Genomic DNA, 13,534 nt, shown 5'->3' with positions numbered 1-13,534 from the left:
CATCTTCTGAACGACCCTGCACTAAAAGTGCAGGGAAATGTCCTCTTGCTAAAGCAAACTGAAGTTCGTGACTGAAACTCACTCTTCTATTTTGAAGGTCTCATCGTGATCATCCTTACCCTGGTCTTCGATATACTGTTTGATGATCTCTTCCGTTACAGTGCCGACTGTTCTGCAAAAATAGCCAGATGCCCACAGATGCTGGCCCCAGTATCGCTTTTTCAGCTCCGGGAATTCATCCTGCAGCATCTTCGATGACCGCCCTTTCAGATATTGCATGTTTTTACTCGGAGCCAGCGTCGGCGGGCATGAGAGCAACAGGTGCACATGCTCTTTTCCTATACTCCCTCGGACGATTTGGATATTTCGCGCTTCACAGCCCTGACCAATTAAACGACCACCTGCTCTGAACTGCACCCCAATTGTTAGACACCATCTAACTATTGGAGGTGCAGTTTTTATATGACCAGATTCAGTACAGATGAAAAAATACAAGCAGTTATGCGTTACCAAAAGGGATCCGACAGCTTAAAAGCTACCGCAAAATCCATAGGCATTCACCATACTGTCTTTTTAAACTGGATTAGACAATATGAGCATCATGGTGATGAAGCTTTTAAAAAGGGCTATAAATCATATCCTGTACAGTTTAAACTAGACGTACTTAATTATATGAACGAATTTGGGACGTCTGTTAGAGAAACGGCTGCGGTATTTAATATTGCGAGTCATAGTACCATTTTAAGCTGGCAAAGGAGCTTAGAATTACATGGAATGGACGCTCTACAACCAAAGAAAAAGGGGCGTTCACCCATGAAAAAAGAATCTAGTAAACAAAAGAATCAAACGTTAGTAGAAGGATCTGTAGAGGCTTTACATGCAGAGGTAGAGCGTTTACGAATGGAAAATGCATATTTAAAAAAGTTGAATGCCTTAGTTCAAAACAAGGAAAAATCACCAAACAAGACAAAGTTCAAGTAGTCTATGAACTAAGGAACGAATTTTCGGTGAAAGCACTTCTACAGCTAGCAGATATCCCTCGTAGCACGTATTATTATGCGATAAAACTTTTGTATGCCAGATAGAGATACGAAGTTAAAAGACATGATCCAAGCCATTTGCCATTTATGAGGAGCATGAGGGGCGCTATGGTTATCGTCGTATTCGTGACGAGTTAGTGAATCGTGGATACCGTGTGAATCATAAAAAGGTACAACGTTTGATGAAAGTATTGGGATTAAAATGCTTGGTACGCATGAAAAAATATCATTCGTACAAAGGGACGGTTGGCAAGATTGCACCGAACATAACTTTCCTCCATGAAATAGCCTAAATCCCCGTCATGGAAAAAAGCGCGATGATTGGGCCTCCCCGACCTGTAAATTTGTTGCCGACATTAACCGTTTACGCCCTCCTTTCTAGATGGAGAGCGATCTGCTTGCGTTAGCGGTCATCAACGTTTGTTACATCACGTTGTTCAACCCCCTCAGGACTCCTTTTGGACATCATAAAAAAACTCCCATCATGGTAGAAGTAGAAGTTTTTTTCTTCTACCATGATGGGAGTATATCAATGAAATCTCGGGTAGCCTGCTTTAGCTATTTTCTGAGAAAAGTTTATTATTCTGCTTCAGAAACAACGGTAAATCGTTCATTTATGTGCTGAGGTTTTTCGATCTCATCCAAAATCGCGATTGCATAATCTGCATAGCTTACATAGCTGTCACCTTTTGCATTTACGATCAGGTTGTCTTTCCCTTTTTGGTAAGAGCCTGTTCGCTTTCCATCTGGGTTAAAGAACGCCGCTGGACTCACAAATGTCCACTGAATTGCGCTTTCGTTCTGCAGATCTTCTAGATTTTTTCCTTGGTTAGTTGCTGTAGCTAAATATTCCTTAGGGAACTGAGGCGTATCCATCAGTCTAACGGTTTTTGCTTCATCAACATAGAGACTTCCTGCACCGCCAACGACAATCAATCGAGTTTCTGTAGCTCCTTTAATTGCGTTGATCAACACTTTTCCTGCTTCAACATGAAGATGCTCTTGACCGGGAACAGCTCCGAACGCATTGACGACTACATCGAATCGTTGAAGATCGCTAGATGTTAAATTAAAGATATCTTTTTCCAAAATGGCTGTTTGAGATTCGCCGATTTTAGAGGTATTTCTCACAATCGCTGTGACTTCATGTCCACGACTTACTGCTTCCTTTTGAATAGCTACTCCAGCTTTACCAGTTGCTCCGATGATTCCGATTTTCATAGTTGAACCCTTCCTTTTCCTCATATTTTGATGGTATGTACCATATATTTCACAGGCCAAAACCAATGCTAGATTTGTGTAACTCCTGCCCTTTCCTGTAACCACAACCGTTACATGTAACTATAATAGTTACAATTACTCGTTATGTCAATACTTTTATTTAAATTTACCTAATCAATCTCTCAGGCTCCCCTCTGTTTTAGTCCAAGAAAAAAGGACCGACGATTGTCAGTCCTTAATGCTTTCCTATTTTATGAACCACATACCTATCTCTGCTGTCCCTTTAAAGCTCATGTTATTGTAGGCCGACTCAAATCTAACGTGAACACATCGGGTCAATTGCCCATATTATGGGGCATATCATTACAAAGGGAGGATAAGTAATATGTATCCTTATTGGGGATTCAGCACTTTCACACATAAAATACCTTATTTCGTTCCAAATCAATATCCCACTTATTTCACGACGCGCTCTAAATGCATAAGCGAGGCACAGGTTGATCTTATGAATTACATGCGTTTACTATGGGAACAGCATGTTGCATGGACTAGAATGGCTATTATAAGCATCGTTTTCAGTTTGCCTGACTTAGATGTTGTTCTAGCCCGGCTCCTCCAAAATGGACCGGATATGGGGAATTCACTTAAACCCTTCTATGGTGAAAGAGTAGCAAAAATGTATAGTAACTTAATAAAAGAACACTTAGTGATTGCTGCAGAACTGGTTAAAGCAGCTAAAGAAGGTGATACAAAAGCGGTGGCCGATGCTGAAAAACGATGGTACTCTAATGCAGATGAAATTGTTGAATTTTTATCTCACATTAATCCATATATCCCTAAAGAAGAATTCAGGAAAATGTTCTATGAACATCTGGCATTGACGAAAGCAGAAGCAGTCGCGATGCTGAATAAGGATTACAAGTTAAGTGTTCAATTGTATGATAAAATCGAGCTGGAAGCTTTAGAAATGGCAGACACAATCAGTGGTGCAATTATTAAACAATTCCCACAAATGTTTTGAAAAAACCCCCTCCTTATCCAATAGCGATAGGATTCATAAGTAATCCAGACAGTTACATTGAAATGAAATGATCAAAGGTCGCCCAGCGCGACCTTTTGTTTTTGTAAACGATATTAATTCATATTACGCACAAATTTTTTCACGTATCATCGAAAATCTCTATATACTACCATCATTTTGCTATAAAATAACTATAACAATCTATGACTATACGCTGAATCGAAAAGGAGATCATGCAAGTTATGTTTGAGAATCCAGAATATTCAGAATCTTTATCCGATAAAAATCCTCTAAGTATGCATGGTGACTGTGAGAACTGCTTCGGCTTGTGTTGTGTCGCGCTTCCCTACGCTGCTTCTTCAGATTTCGCGACAGATAAGGATGCTGGACAGCCTTGCCGCAACCTGCAACCGGACTTCCGTTGCGGCGTTCACGACAGCCTCAGGCAGCTGGGCTTTCGCGGTTGCACGGTTTATGACTGCTTCGGCGCGGGACAAAAGGTTTCACAGATTACCTACAGAGGACGGGACTGGCGGCAAGCTCCCGAGTCCGCGAAGCAAATGTTTGAGGTGTTCCCTATCATGCGTCAGCTTCATGAGCTGATCTGGTATCTGTCAGAAGCACTAACGCTGGAATCGGCCCGTCAGATCCATGCTGATCTAAGATTAGCGCTTGACGAGACGACACGCTTGACTTACCTCAGTCCTGACTCTCTTATGAACCTGGACGTAGCAGCACATCGGGCAGACGTCAATGTTCTGCTCTTGCGGACCAGCGAACTTGTAAGAGATGAAGCCCGCCGAAAGCACAAAGGTCCACCAATACGTCATAAGGCTCAAGGTAGAGGCGTTGATCTCATCGGCGCCAACCTAAGAGGAGCTGATCTCAGATATGCTAACTTGAGAGGAGCATACCTTATTGCCGCTGATCTCAAACGCGCCGACCTAAGAGCTGCTGATCTGATTGGTGCTGATTTTCGAGACGCTGATCTTAGTGGCGCCAACCTCACTGAGAGTATTTTTCTCACCCAAGCGCAGCTCAACGCAGCAAAAGGCAACGCTGACACAAAGCTGCCACCGTCACTCGTTCATCCGATGCACTGGCTCTCTCCAGGCAAGCAAAGTTGAATCAAAAGGAAGTATTTAATGACAAGCTAAAAGGTGATTTCGAAGAAATTCGAAATCACCTCTTTTCAAACTACAATTACCGTTGAAGTGTTTAGATCCAGCCGACTCTTTGGATCGTATTTAAGATTCCCTTGTGCCTACCAATGCAGAACCCGCAACACTACCTCCTCCATACATCCACTTCATGACTTGAAAAGCTCCATAGCCAAGTAAACCTCCGGATACATTAAGGATGAGATCATCCACATCAAAGATTCCCATTGAAAATAGTACCTGTGAGCATTCCAAGCCTAGGCTAAAACCAAAGGAACTCATCAATACACTTAAAAATTTGTTTTTGGTTAATAAACTGATGAATATTCCGTTAGGAACAAATATCACGATATTACCGATGAAGTTAACCAGGTTATGCCCGCTTGAAAGCCCATGGAGGTTTTGTTTGATCGATTTGAAAGCAGTCAAATTACCTGATTGCAATCGATTCATCATATATTCTGGATTCTCAATAGATTCATGAAGCTGCTGCCATAGAAACGGAATATCCACTGAACCAAACTTAAACAAGATGACCTTAACTAGCACAAATAAATAAAGGGTAAACAGCGTCAATACGATAAGTTTATTCCATGACTTCATGACCTTAACCCTCGTTTTGACGAATGGTTACAATTACCCCATCCACATTATTACCTGATAATTCATAGTGATGCTGAACGGGTACCTGAATCGACATGTTTTGAGAAACAGGCACAAATGAAATATCGTATTTCACGCCATCTATTGTTGTGATAAAGTTCTTTTGTTCCTTCAGAAAGTCCAGATACTCCTCTAATGTAAAATTCTTTTCTTTCATGATTTTACTGTGAGGTAAGCCCACATATCGAAAATGCCAAGGCTCAAACTGAATGCCCGTAATCTCCGTTTTATCCTTCGGATACCTGAGAATAAACCCGAATTCCGATGCGTTCTCTTTCAACCATTCTCCCTCAGGTGCTTGATCGATCGCCTTGAGGGTTGACCCTATATCAAGTGAAAAACCGATGTTATGTTCGCTGTAGCCCGCGGGTAAAGCGTAATCGGCACCCTTATCACGATATAACTTTTCCTGCTCGGAAGCATCTCGGTAGCCGCTACTTATCATAAAATGACTGACCCCATTCTTGCTTGCAGCATTTATCATTTCTCCAAAATTTTGCGCCACGCTTCTCGATAACTGTATCGTATTATCCAGCAAAGCGTATCCTTGGATCAGCTCTTTATTTTGATACAAGTTAACGATATCAGTAGGAATGCCATCCTTATGGATTGGGTGCTCCTTATTGACCAATACTAAATTCCCCTTATATACCTGTTCCTTGGGTATCAAAATTGTATCATGGGTAACTTCTGGAACGGATTCCGAAACTTGATCTTTCGTGTTCTCCTGAACATTAATGTCGTTGTTTTGCTTAGGTAGCACGGATTCACAACCCATCAGCAATAAAAAAGATAAACATAAAAACCACTTCTTCAACTTCAACATCTCCTTAACCTTTGTTCGTCTAAGATAGTATAAAATGCTTAAAAATAAGTGTGGAAAAGTTAAAGATTTTCTAAAGAAAGGTGAGTGAGGGTTCGCTAAACAGAAAAAAACGCTGAGCAGAGCCCAAGCGCCAGAATGAATCATTTATGTCTTCCGTATATATCGTTAAGCTTTCAATAATCCCATCAATGGCATAATTGATTTTATCATATTCATACCCACTTGAATATGAGGCATGATTTGTCCGAAAAACCCAAATAGGCCAAGCCCATTGCTTCCACCTTCCGCTGCTGCTCCAGAGGGGCTGTTAAACCCGCCAAAAAGAGAACTTAAGAAGCCTGAAATTTGAGCTTTATTCCTACTTTCGATAACGGAAGCTGGAAGTTTCTTTTCAGGTCGCAAGCCGGAAAGTGTTAATTTATCGTCATCTATGCTGTTCATTGTTCCGATATAATAACTTCCATCTTTTAAGACAACCATGACAGGTTTTCCTAACCATTGAGCTGTTGATGGTGGTTTATGGTTTGTTCTTTTTTTTGAAGGCATTTTATTCACCTCACTTTCACTTTCTTAAATATCATTTTATTCAGCTTATGTTCGTATTCTTGTGTCTTTTGACTCCGGATAAATACCCGAAAAAATGAATATACCTTCTGGATACGGTATCACACAGCTAATTCCTTCTCGGTCGTATAGGAATAGAAAAAGAGAACCTACAATCATTGCAGGTTCTCTTTTGAGGATATCGGTAATATTATGCCAATTGGTGTGTAAGCTGTGCAGCAGCTTCTTTTACTTTTGCCAAACCTTCGTTGATGATTTCATCTTTACGGTCCGGGAATGCGTTATGGCCTTCAATCACGACTTCATTGATGATTTCCATACCGAAAACACCGCCAACAATGTTACGCAGATAAGTTGCGGCCATTTCCATAGGAGCCGTTTCTGGAGTTGAATATATTCCACCGCGTGCGGATAGAAGGATCGCTTTTTTGTGAGTCATTAAGCTCATCATTTGACCTTGTTCATTAAATTTAAAGGTGAAGCCAGCTTGATATACATAGTCAATGAACGTTTGCAACTTAGCTGGAATTGTTAAGTTCCACAGTGGGAATGCGAACACGATCACGTCAGCAGCAGTTAAAGCGTCCATCGCTTTTTGTTTGGCAGCCAGGATGCGTGTTTCTACATCTGTTAATTCTCCACCAGATTGTACTTTACCAAATGCGTTAAACAAATCTTGTCCGAAGTAAGGCATGTCTTCTTCAAACACGTCGTAAGTCGTAACATTCAGATCTTTTACTTCTTCCATAAATGTTTCGTACATTTTGCTAGATACTGCCTCAGATGCCGGGCGGTTATTAGCTTTTACTACTAAAATATTCATTCGTTTACTTTCTCCCATCATGTTGTAGTAAATGAGTTCTTACCACTCACTGATAATAGTATAGCATCTTTATCTTATTTAGTCATTTCCCAGTGTCCTTCCATCGTATCAATCACAAGAACGAATTCAATCGACAGATGAGAAAATTTCCTACATCGCGTTTTCCGTCGGCTATAACAATCTCAATTATTTCTATACGCACTTTCACAGCTTTTTCGAAAAATCTCCTTCTGAACTGCGGGGAAAAGGTTAACAACGAACGCTGCAGAAAGGAGGATATCGATGTTTAAGCACCCAAGACACACACGCATCTTAATGATCATCAGTCTAATATTGCTACTCACATCATATACAACCGGCTGCTTCCGGTAGCCTGGTCATAACGACGATAACTATGATGGTGACACGGTAAACCTGATCTATTATACGATAGGAGAGCCTGACAAGGATCTACGGCTCGTAAATGATAAAATCAATGAAATCATGGCTCGTAAAATAGGCGTAACGATCACCTATGTCAAGGTAGGTTGGCAGGATTATGAAGATCGGCTGAACACGCTTATATCCGCCGGAAGTCCATTTGACATTGCTTTTGCACCCGATTATGCAACCAGCGCGATGCGCGGCGCATGGCTGAGACTTGATGACTACCTTGCAGGCCTGGGTAAGGAGATGTACGACGCCATTGACCCAACCTTTTGGCAAGGGGTACGTATGAACGATGGCAGCATTTACGGTGTGCCGACCAATAAAGAGTTAGCCGTGCGTGTAGGTGCTAGTAGCTTCGCTTCCTGCGAGCGGAGCGGCTCCAATATTGAAATGTTGATAGTATCAAAAAAAGAGGCCCTGAAGCTAATAGCTTCAGGGCCTCTTCACCGATTTTTTCGAATTGTATATCGGTTCTCACGTGTATGTTGACTTAATTTACAGTTATATGTTTGACCTCTGACATATTCCCCATATAATCTTCCAATGTAATACCAATGACGGATCCCTTCTTAGGCACAGCAAGTCCATTCAAATCATGATATCCTCTAATAAAGTAATCCGTTGTTGTCCCGTTATACTCTTTCTTAGGTTTTACCGCCTCGCCATTGATTGTAATGTACATATGCCACCAATCTTTTGATGAAGGAACATCAATCCCTAATGTATTGCCATCGATATAGTAACTACCATCGAATGGTTCGGAATAAATATCTTTCATTTTACCTGTGTAACTGACGGTATCAATGGCTTTGCCTGTAGAATCCAAATTTGATATTTTTAAGAGGTAACGATCATCGTCTTTCACGGGCACTTCAAATTTGGTAGAAGCCAGCTTTTTATCTACCGTCTTGGTGTACGTATCTTTTCGACCATCGGTAAAGCTTAAGTCGAATCGAATCTTACTACCGCTGTTTTCTTTGCCCCAGCTTATATCAAATCCTTCATTCGTTTCATTAACCTTCACATTTGAAAGGTAGTTCTTACTGTTAAGAGAAATAATAGCCGGTTTACTTTCGGTTTGATCGGAGCCAACGGCAGTCAATTTAAGGGCTACAACATGTTTATCTAAGTTTTTCACATAAAAATTGTCGCCGTATACACCGCCCAAAAATTCCTCTTTACCATTATTCAGTTGTGCATAAAGATTGTATTGTTTTACCTTGCTATAATCTTCTAGATTCCATACGACATTGATCTCATTCGTATCAAACCTATCTTTGACTTCAAACCCAGTTGGCGTACTTGGCGTATAATCTTGCCCATCTGTAATTTTAAGCTCGCCGATATTGACTTGATAATCTTGGACAGATGCTCCCTTTGGATCAAACGCTATTCCCAAGACTGCAATTTCTCGATTTGCGTAAGCGCTTAAATCAAGTTTTGCTGTGACATAACCTTTTGTTCTCTCACCACTATTAGGTACAGCGATATATTCAACTTGATCGGGAGCATCTTTGAAGATAATCCCTAACTGAATCTCAGAACGATCTTTAGCTGACGTTTTGTTATACGTAATCGAAGCTGTTGATGTACTCTTTACATCCAGATCAGTTTTATAAAGGCGCAGGAAGTTTTTCGCATCTAGAGTTCCGTTCACGACAAGTGAGCTTCCACCTTTGTAGCCACCAATCTGTTGATAGGTGAATTTATCGCCGTTCTCCACTGAGTTCCCATAATCAAAATCTGCTTGCAGCTTGGTTCCCTCTGTGTCGATCCACCACTGCCACGTTGGAAGAATATCCTGTAGATTGATGTTCGACCACTCTTCGTCATTCGATACTTTGCCATTCATATAGTATTTCATGCCGTGCCCTGTATTAAAGTTCGTCACAAAGGTGCTTTCATCAATGACAGAACGTTCTGTGATGTATCTGGAAATCCCAGTCCATTCCGAAGCGTCTTTCACGCCCACATCAGGTCTTGCGTACCCTTTCTGTTCCTCAGTATCGGTCGGATCAATCTTAACGCCGGTATACCACATACGCTCACGCTCGGCGATCATCCATTGATGATTGTCATCTGCACGAAGGTTCTTGCTCGGATCTCCTAGATGCTCGTCCAGTGCATGCTGAACGAAATTTCCGCCCAATGTTGCAATCGATGTCAATGGATTCCCTGTCTCTTGATCTAAAATGATATCCATATTGCGAGTCGAGTTATGGGATCCATCAAAGCTTCCCATTCCTGCCTCTACACCGGAAAAGACAGTTTTCAGCGGATCGATGCCTCTCCGTTTCGCTTCTTCAACAGATTTCTTAATATACTGTTGATCCGTGCTATCTCCATTATTCCAACCATCCGGCGAATTCCAGTTATAGTTCATAAAGACAGAGTTATTTATGGTTCCGCCCATTTCGTCATCTCGAACAAAAGAGCTGTGGGATGGAATAAGCGAAGGCTGATAGGTCAGTTTCCCCTGTTTATCATCCACCGTGTCATACCACTGTGTGTATACCCCTGCATCTATCAACGTTTTTGTGAATGCTTTATATTTCTTAATATGTTCAGGTTTGATCGAGGTTTCCTGGTTGATGAAATACCCGTCAAAGCCAAAGTATTCTTTGATTTCAATGAGCTTCTCGGCTACTGGGAATGTACCGTCTTCTCGTTGTTTGAGCAAAAGATCATAAGGCTGACCTCCGCGGGGGATAAAAAGAGTACCTACGGATTTTACGCCATTTTTGTGCGCCGCATTCGTATAGGCCGGATTAGGCAAATCTAAGATACCAAATTCAAATGCTCTTTTCTCCCACGATTCCGTAGGGTCAAACAAATTAGTAGGCACATCCTCTGTTGCTTGTCCATGCCAACCACCGTAATAGTCTGTATACTGCCAGAAATTAAATAAATAGTTCGAAAACTCGTTATTGTAAGGTGTAGATCCAAAGAAATAGTTGTCATAATCCCCGGTCAAGTTAAAAAACTCGGTTTCTGGACTTAATTTCGGATTGGCTTGTGTTGGTGCAAATGACTGGTTTCTCTTTTGTAAAGGCACATGGGCTCTTAATCTTTCTGCATCCGGGTCAGTCTCTGGATTCCAATTCTCAATGTCCACAGCTCGATATCCGTGGGTTACCGGTTGATTCTTCTTAAAGACAGCATCGCCTGTAGGCGGCATGGCGTCTCCTGCAAATACATGAAGGGGAGGTGTTGAAAGCGTCATCACTAATGCTGATAGAAGTGCTAATTTTCTTTTTTTCACTGGTCTTTCCTCCTAGGTTGTAATGTTGGCCCTCTGCTACTTGAGGCAATGGAGACTAGTGTTACGTACAGACTGACAGTTCCAGCATTTTTCAAAAAATGAGTGGAAGCGGTTTCACAAAGACTGTGAAATTGTACATGGCACCGCCTCATCCACGCCTTGTCGGCTGCTTTTGAAGCATCCATAAACGGCTTCCTTTCCTTCAGCGCCTTAGCTCGAAAATCATCAAATCATAGCTCATTTGAATTCCTCCAGTTCTTGGCTGTCTCTCTTCTTCTATTGTAATGATCGCTTGTTCCAAGTCTATCCATCTTTCGTCTCAATTTTGAATCGTACACCTATCCGTTCTTTCATTACACCAAAATCACTGGTTCCTTGGTGTAGCTATCTAACCATAAAAATGACGATCATCATCATAGCCCACCGGCTGTCCACGATCCGCCATGCGGACCAGGTCAACGTGATGGAGCAGGACCGGGTCATCCAGCAGGGCGCTAACTGGATCATCTAAAGTTTAGTAGAAGGTTCTTCATTGTAAAAAAGTACTATAAAGAAGATGGTTGGAATGGTAGAATAAGGATGCATGTGGATGGTTTATCTGAATTCGCCTTAGCAATCTGAAAGACTATGAGATTCAGTAACGTGAATCCACAGGTAAGGAGTTGAAAGCGTTCACTAAGCGTGTCACCAAGACGTTTTCAATCGTAGAAGCGAACAATAGGAGGGAATTATGTTTAAAAAGATTGTTATACTTTCTATGGCTATCATGCTTTGTATAGGGACAGGCAGTACACTGGCATATCGCGCACAAACGCAGGCGTATTCTGATGTTCCGAATGATTGGGCTGCTGGCAGTATTTATAAGTTATCCGCATTAGGTGTGATATCAGGCATGGGAAAAGGCACGTTTAAAGGAGATGCTGTTCTTACGAGAGAAGCTTTTGTAAAAATGCTGATGGCTTCGCTTCAAGTAGACTCCTCCACAACCCAAACCATGAAATTACAAGATATGCAGGATCCGAACCGTTGGTCGTATCCTTATATTAAATACGCTTATGAGCAAGACTTGATTGATTTTATGATCAAGGACAACCGCTTTAATCCTACCCAAGAGATTACAAGAGAAGAAGTCGCTGTACTCACCGGCCGTATGCTGCTTCAAGACCTGGATGATCAGAAGCAGGCTAGCTGGAATCAGACAGGCTGGAAGTCCGAGGCGGACAAACGAAAGTTCAAAGATGCCACTCAAATTGATCCAAGCTATCAGGCAGAGCTCTATTACAGCGCCCAGTTGGGCATGATGGTTGGCGACGCAGCAGGTAAATTCAGTCCAAAAGCATCATTGACACGCAAGGAAGCCGCTGTGATCATCGAACGAATGATCAATGAGCGAATAAAGAAAACCGAGGTAGCGGGCATTGGTTATTACGCTATTGAATCCTTCAAGCAGGCTCAGCAGATGCAGTTCTTGAATGAAGTGAAATTCGGTTGGTCGGAGCTGTCTTACACGGCGGATGGCATAGCGGCTCTGGATCTGGATAATAGCTTTTATTCTGTACCAAGCGGTTGGGAGTCTGCCATCCAGATTGCTGATCAGTATCAGGTTCAGAAAGAGCTTAGTTTGTTTTCCGATAACAGGGATCAAAAGTTGAGCAAATTTCTAAAGGATCTCCCAGCGCAGAAGGCCTTCATCCAATCCGTGAAGGATACGATGAAGAATAATCCGTATGGATTTACCGGGATCTCGATCGATTTTGAGGGATTGAAAAATTCATCAGAGCAATCTGCTTTTGTTACCTTTCTTAAGGCATTAAGACAGGAACTTGGTGGACTCACCCTATCGGTAACGGTTCCTCCAACGGAATGGTACAAAGGTTATGACTTACGCCAAATTGGCGCAATTGCAGATCAAGTGATTGTTATGGCTTACGATTATACGCATTTGGAGAGCGACCTGCCTTCGGCCCCGCTTCCATTAGTCAATGAAACAATCCAGACTGCGCTTGAGAATATTCCGAAGAACAAACTGGTTCTCGGGATCTCCAAGCAAGCGAATCAATGGATTACGCGCAAGGATGGAACGGTTGTACTTGAAAATCCGGCCATTAAGCTTGTGGAAGAGCGGGCAGCTAAGACAAGCAGCAAGTCAGTGTTTGACTATCCTTTCTTTTTAGAAAAAATTACTTTTACAGATGACCGCGGCAGTCATGTGATCTGGTACGAGGATGAACAGAGCATCGAAGCCAAGATATGGCTGGCCAAGTATTATGGACTTCACGGGGTTTCCTTGTGGTATATGGGGAATTACACGGCTGCTGATTATGAAGTTGTAAGGCGGGATACGAACAGGTAGCTTCCGTCCATCTGTCGAGCGAGCGGGGTTACGAGATAGCGTTTTATACACGGTACAAGCAGTTCTTATAGTTTTTTATGATTCCTATTTCGTTTTTCGCATAAGGGCAACACCCGTCAAAAGCGCCTTTCCGGCCGCCATTGGCGGTCTTTTTTTATTTTCCAAAAAGATG

At 42.0% G+C, this 13,534-nt stretch carries 13 protein-coding genes and 1 pseudogene; 7 read left to right on the top strand and 7 right to left on the bottom strand.

Annotation, left to right across the window (positions count from 1 at the left end; genetic code table 11):
- Window positions 1–78 precede the first annotated feature (78 nt).
- Window positions 79–417: an IS200/IS605 family transposase gene (gene tnpA, locus AC2TF5_RS11625; RefSeq protein WP_491302299.1), complete on the bottom strand. Its 339-nt coding sequence runs from the start codon at window positions 415–417 to the stop codon at window positions 79–81.
- A 45-nt stretch (window positions 418–462) separates the two neighbouring features.
- Here tnpA and AC2TF5_RS11620 point away from each other — a divergent pair.
- Window positions 463–1,309 (top strand): annotated as a pseudogene (locus tag AC2TF5_RS11620) (transposase); the annotation flags it as partial.
- A gap of 310 nt (window positions 1,310–1,619) precedes the next feature.
- On the opposite strand, the gene AC2TF5_RS11615 reads toward AC2TF5_RS11620, so the two are convergent.
- Window positions 1,620–2,261 carry an NAD(P)-dependent oxidoreductase gene (locus AC2TF5_RS11615; protein ID WP_491302298.1) on the bottom strand — a complete coding sequence of 214 codons (642 nt, stop codon included), beginning with the start codon at window positions 2,259–2,261 and terminating at the stop codon, window positions 1,620–1,622.
- A gap of 385 nt (window positions 2,262–2,646) precedes the next feature.
- Between AC2TF5_RS11615 and AC2TF5_RS11610 the strand changes: the two genes are divergently transcribed.
- Together AC2TF5_RS11610 and AC2TF5_RS11605 are read left to right on the top strand one after the other, a co-directional pair.
- Complete coding sequence (locus tag AC2TF5_RS11610) at window positions 2,647–3,282, top strand: acetylglutamate kinase (protein WP_491302297.1); 636 nt, start codon at window positions 2,647–2,649, stop codon at window positions 3,280–3,282.
- 242 nt (window positions 3,283–3,524) lie between these two features.
- Window positions 3,525–4,409, top strand: a complete 885-nt coding sequence (locus AC2TF5_RS11605) for a pentapeptide repeat-containing protein (RefSeq protein ID WP_491302296.1) — start codon at window positions 3,525–3,527, stop codon at window positions 4,407–4,409.
- A 120-nt stretch (window positions 4,410–4,529) separates the two neighbouring features.
- On the opposite strand, the gene AC2TF5_RS11600 is transcribed toward AC2TF5_RS11605, so the two are convergent.
- From AC2TF5_RS11600 to AC2TF5_RS11585, 4 genes are all read right to left on the bottom strand, one after another.
- A complete protein-coding gene (locus tag AC2TF5_RS11600; RefSeq protein WP_491302295.1) occupies window positions 4,530–5,045 on the bottom strand; it encodes a VanZ family protein in 516 nt (171 codons plus the stop codon).
- Between the two features lie 4 nt (window positions 5,046–5,049).
- Entirely contained in the window at window positions 5,050–5,922 is an 873-nt protein-coding gene (locus AC2TF5_RS11595; protein WP_491302294.1) for a M15 family metallopeptidase, read from the bottom strand.
- 174 nt (window positions 5,923–6,096) lie between these two features.
- On the bottom strand, window positions 6,097–6,477 hold the full coding sequence (locus AC2TF5_RS11590) for an LSm family protein (protein ID WP_491302293.1): 381 nt from the start codon (window positions 6,475–6,477) through the stop codon (window positions 6,097–6,099).
- A 208-nt stretch (window positions 6,478–6,685) separates the two neighbouring features.
- A complete protein-coding gene (locus AC2TF5_RS11585; protein WP_491302292.1) occupies window positions 6,686–7,318 on the bottom strand; it encodes an FMN-dependent NADH-azoreductase in 633 nt (210 codons plus the stop codon).
- A gap of 124 nt (window positions 7,319–7,442) precedes the next feature.
- Here AC2TF5_RS11585 and AC2TF5_RS11580 point away from each other — a divergent pair, with 124 nt between their 5' ends.
- Complete coding sequence (locus tag AC2TF5_RS11580) at window positions 7,443–7,571, top strand: AraC family transcriptional regulator (RefSeq protein ID WP_491302869.1); 129 nt, start codon at window positions 7,443–7,445, stop codon at window positions 7,569–7,571.
- 230 nt (window positions 7,572–7,801) lie between these two features.
- The gene (locus AC2TF5_RS11575) at window positions 7,802–8,236 is read left to right on the top strand and encodes an extracellular solute-binding protein (protein ID WP_491302291.1); all 435 of its coding nucleotides are present in this window, start codon (window positions 7,802–7,804) and stop codon (window positions 8,234–8,236) included.
- A 1-nt stretch (window position 8,237) separates the two neighbouring features.
- Here the strand turns inward: AC2TF5_RS11575 and AC2TF5_RS11570 are convergent, their stop codons facing one another.
- The gene (locus tag AC2TF5_RS11570) at window positions 8,238–11,009 is read right to left on the bottom strand and encodes an endo-beta-N-acetylglucosaminidase (protein ID WP_491302290.1); all 2,772 of its coding nucleotides are present in this window, start codon (window positions 11,007–11,009) and stop codon (window positions 8,238–8,240) included.
- Between the two features lie 292 nt (window positions 11,010–11,301).
- On the opposite strand from AC2TF5_RS11570, the gene AC2TF5_RS11565 reads away from it, so the two are divergent.
- Both AC2TF5_RS11565 and AC2TF5_RS11560 read left to right on the top strand, forming a co-directional pair.
- On the top strand, window positions 11,302–11,520 hold the full coding sequence (locus tag AC2TF5_RS11565; protein WP_491303037.1) for a hypothetical protein: 219 nt from the start codon (window positions 11,302–11,304) through the stop codon (window positions 11,518–11,520).
- Between the two features lie 219 nt (window positions 11,521–11,739).
- Window positions 11,740–13,362, top strand: a complete 1,623-nt coding sequence (locus AC2TF5_RS11560) for a glycosyl hydrolase family 18 protein (RefSeq protein ID WP_491302289.1) — start codon at window positions 11,740–11,742, stop codon at window positions 13,360–13,362.
- The last annotated feature ends 172 nt before the right edge of the window (window positions 13,363–13,534 follow it).

It is taken from the genome of Paenibacillus sp. JNUCC 34 (assembly GCF_058269055.1).
The sequence above is the reverse complement of the archived record's forward strand: the minus strand, read 5'-3'. Positions and strand labels throughout refer to the sequence as shown.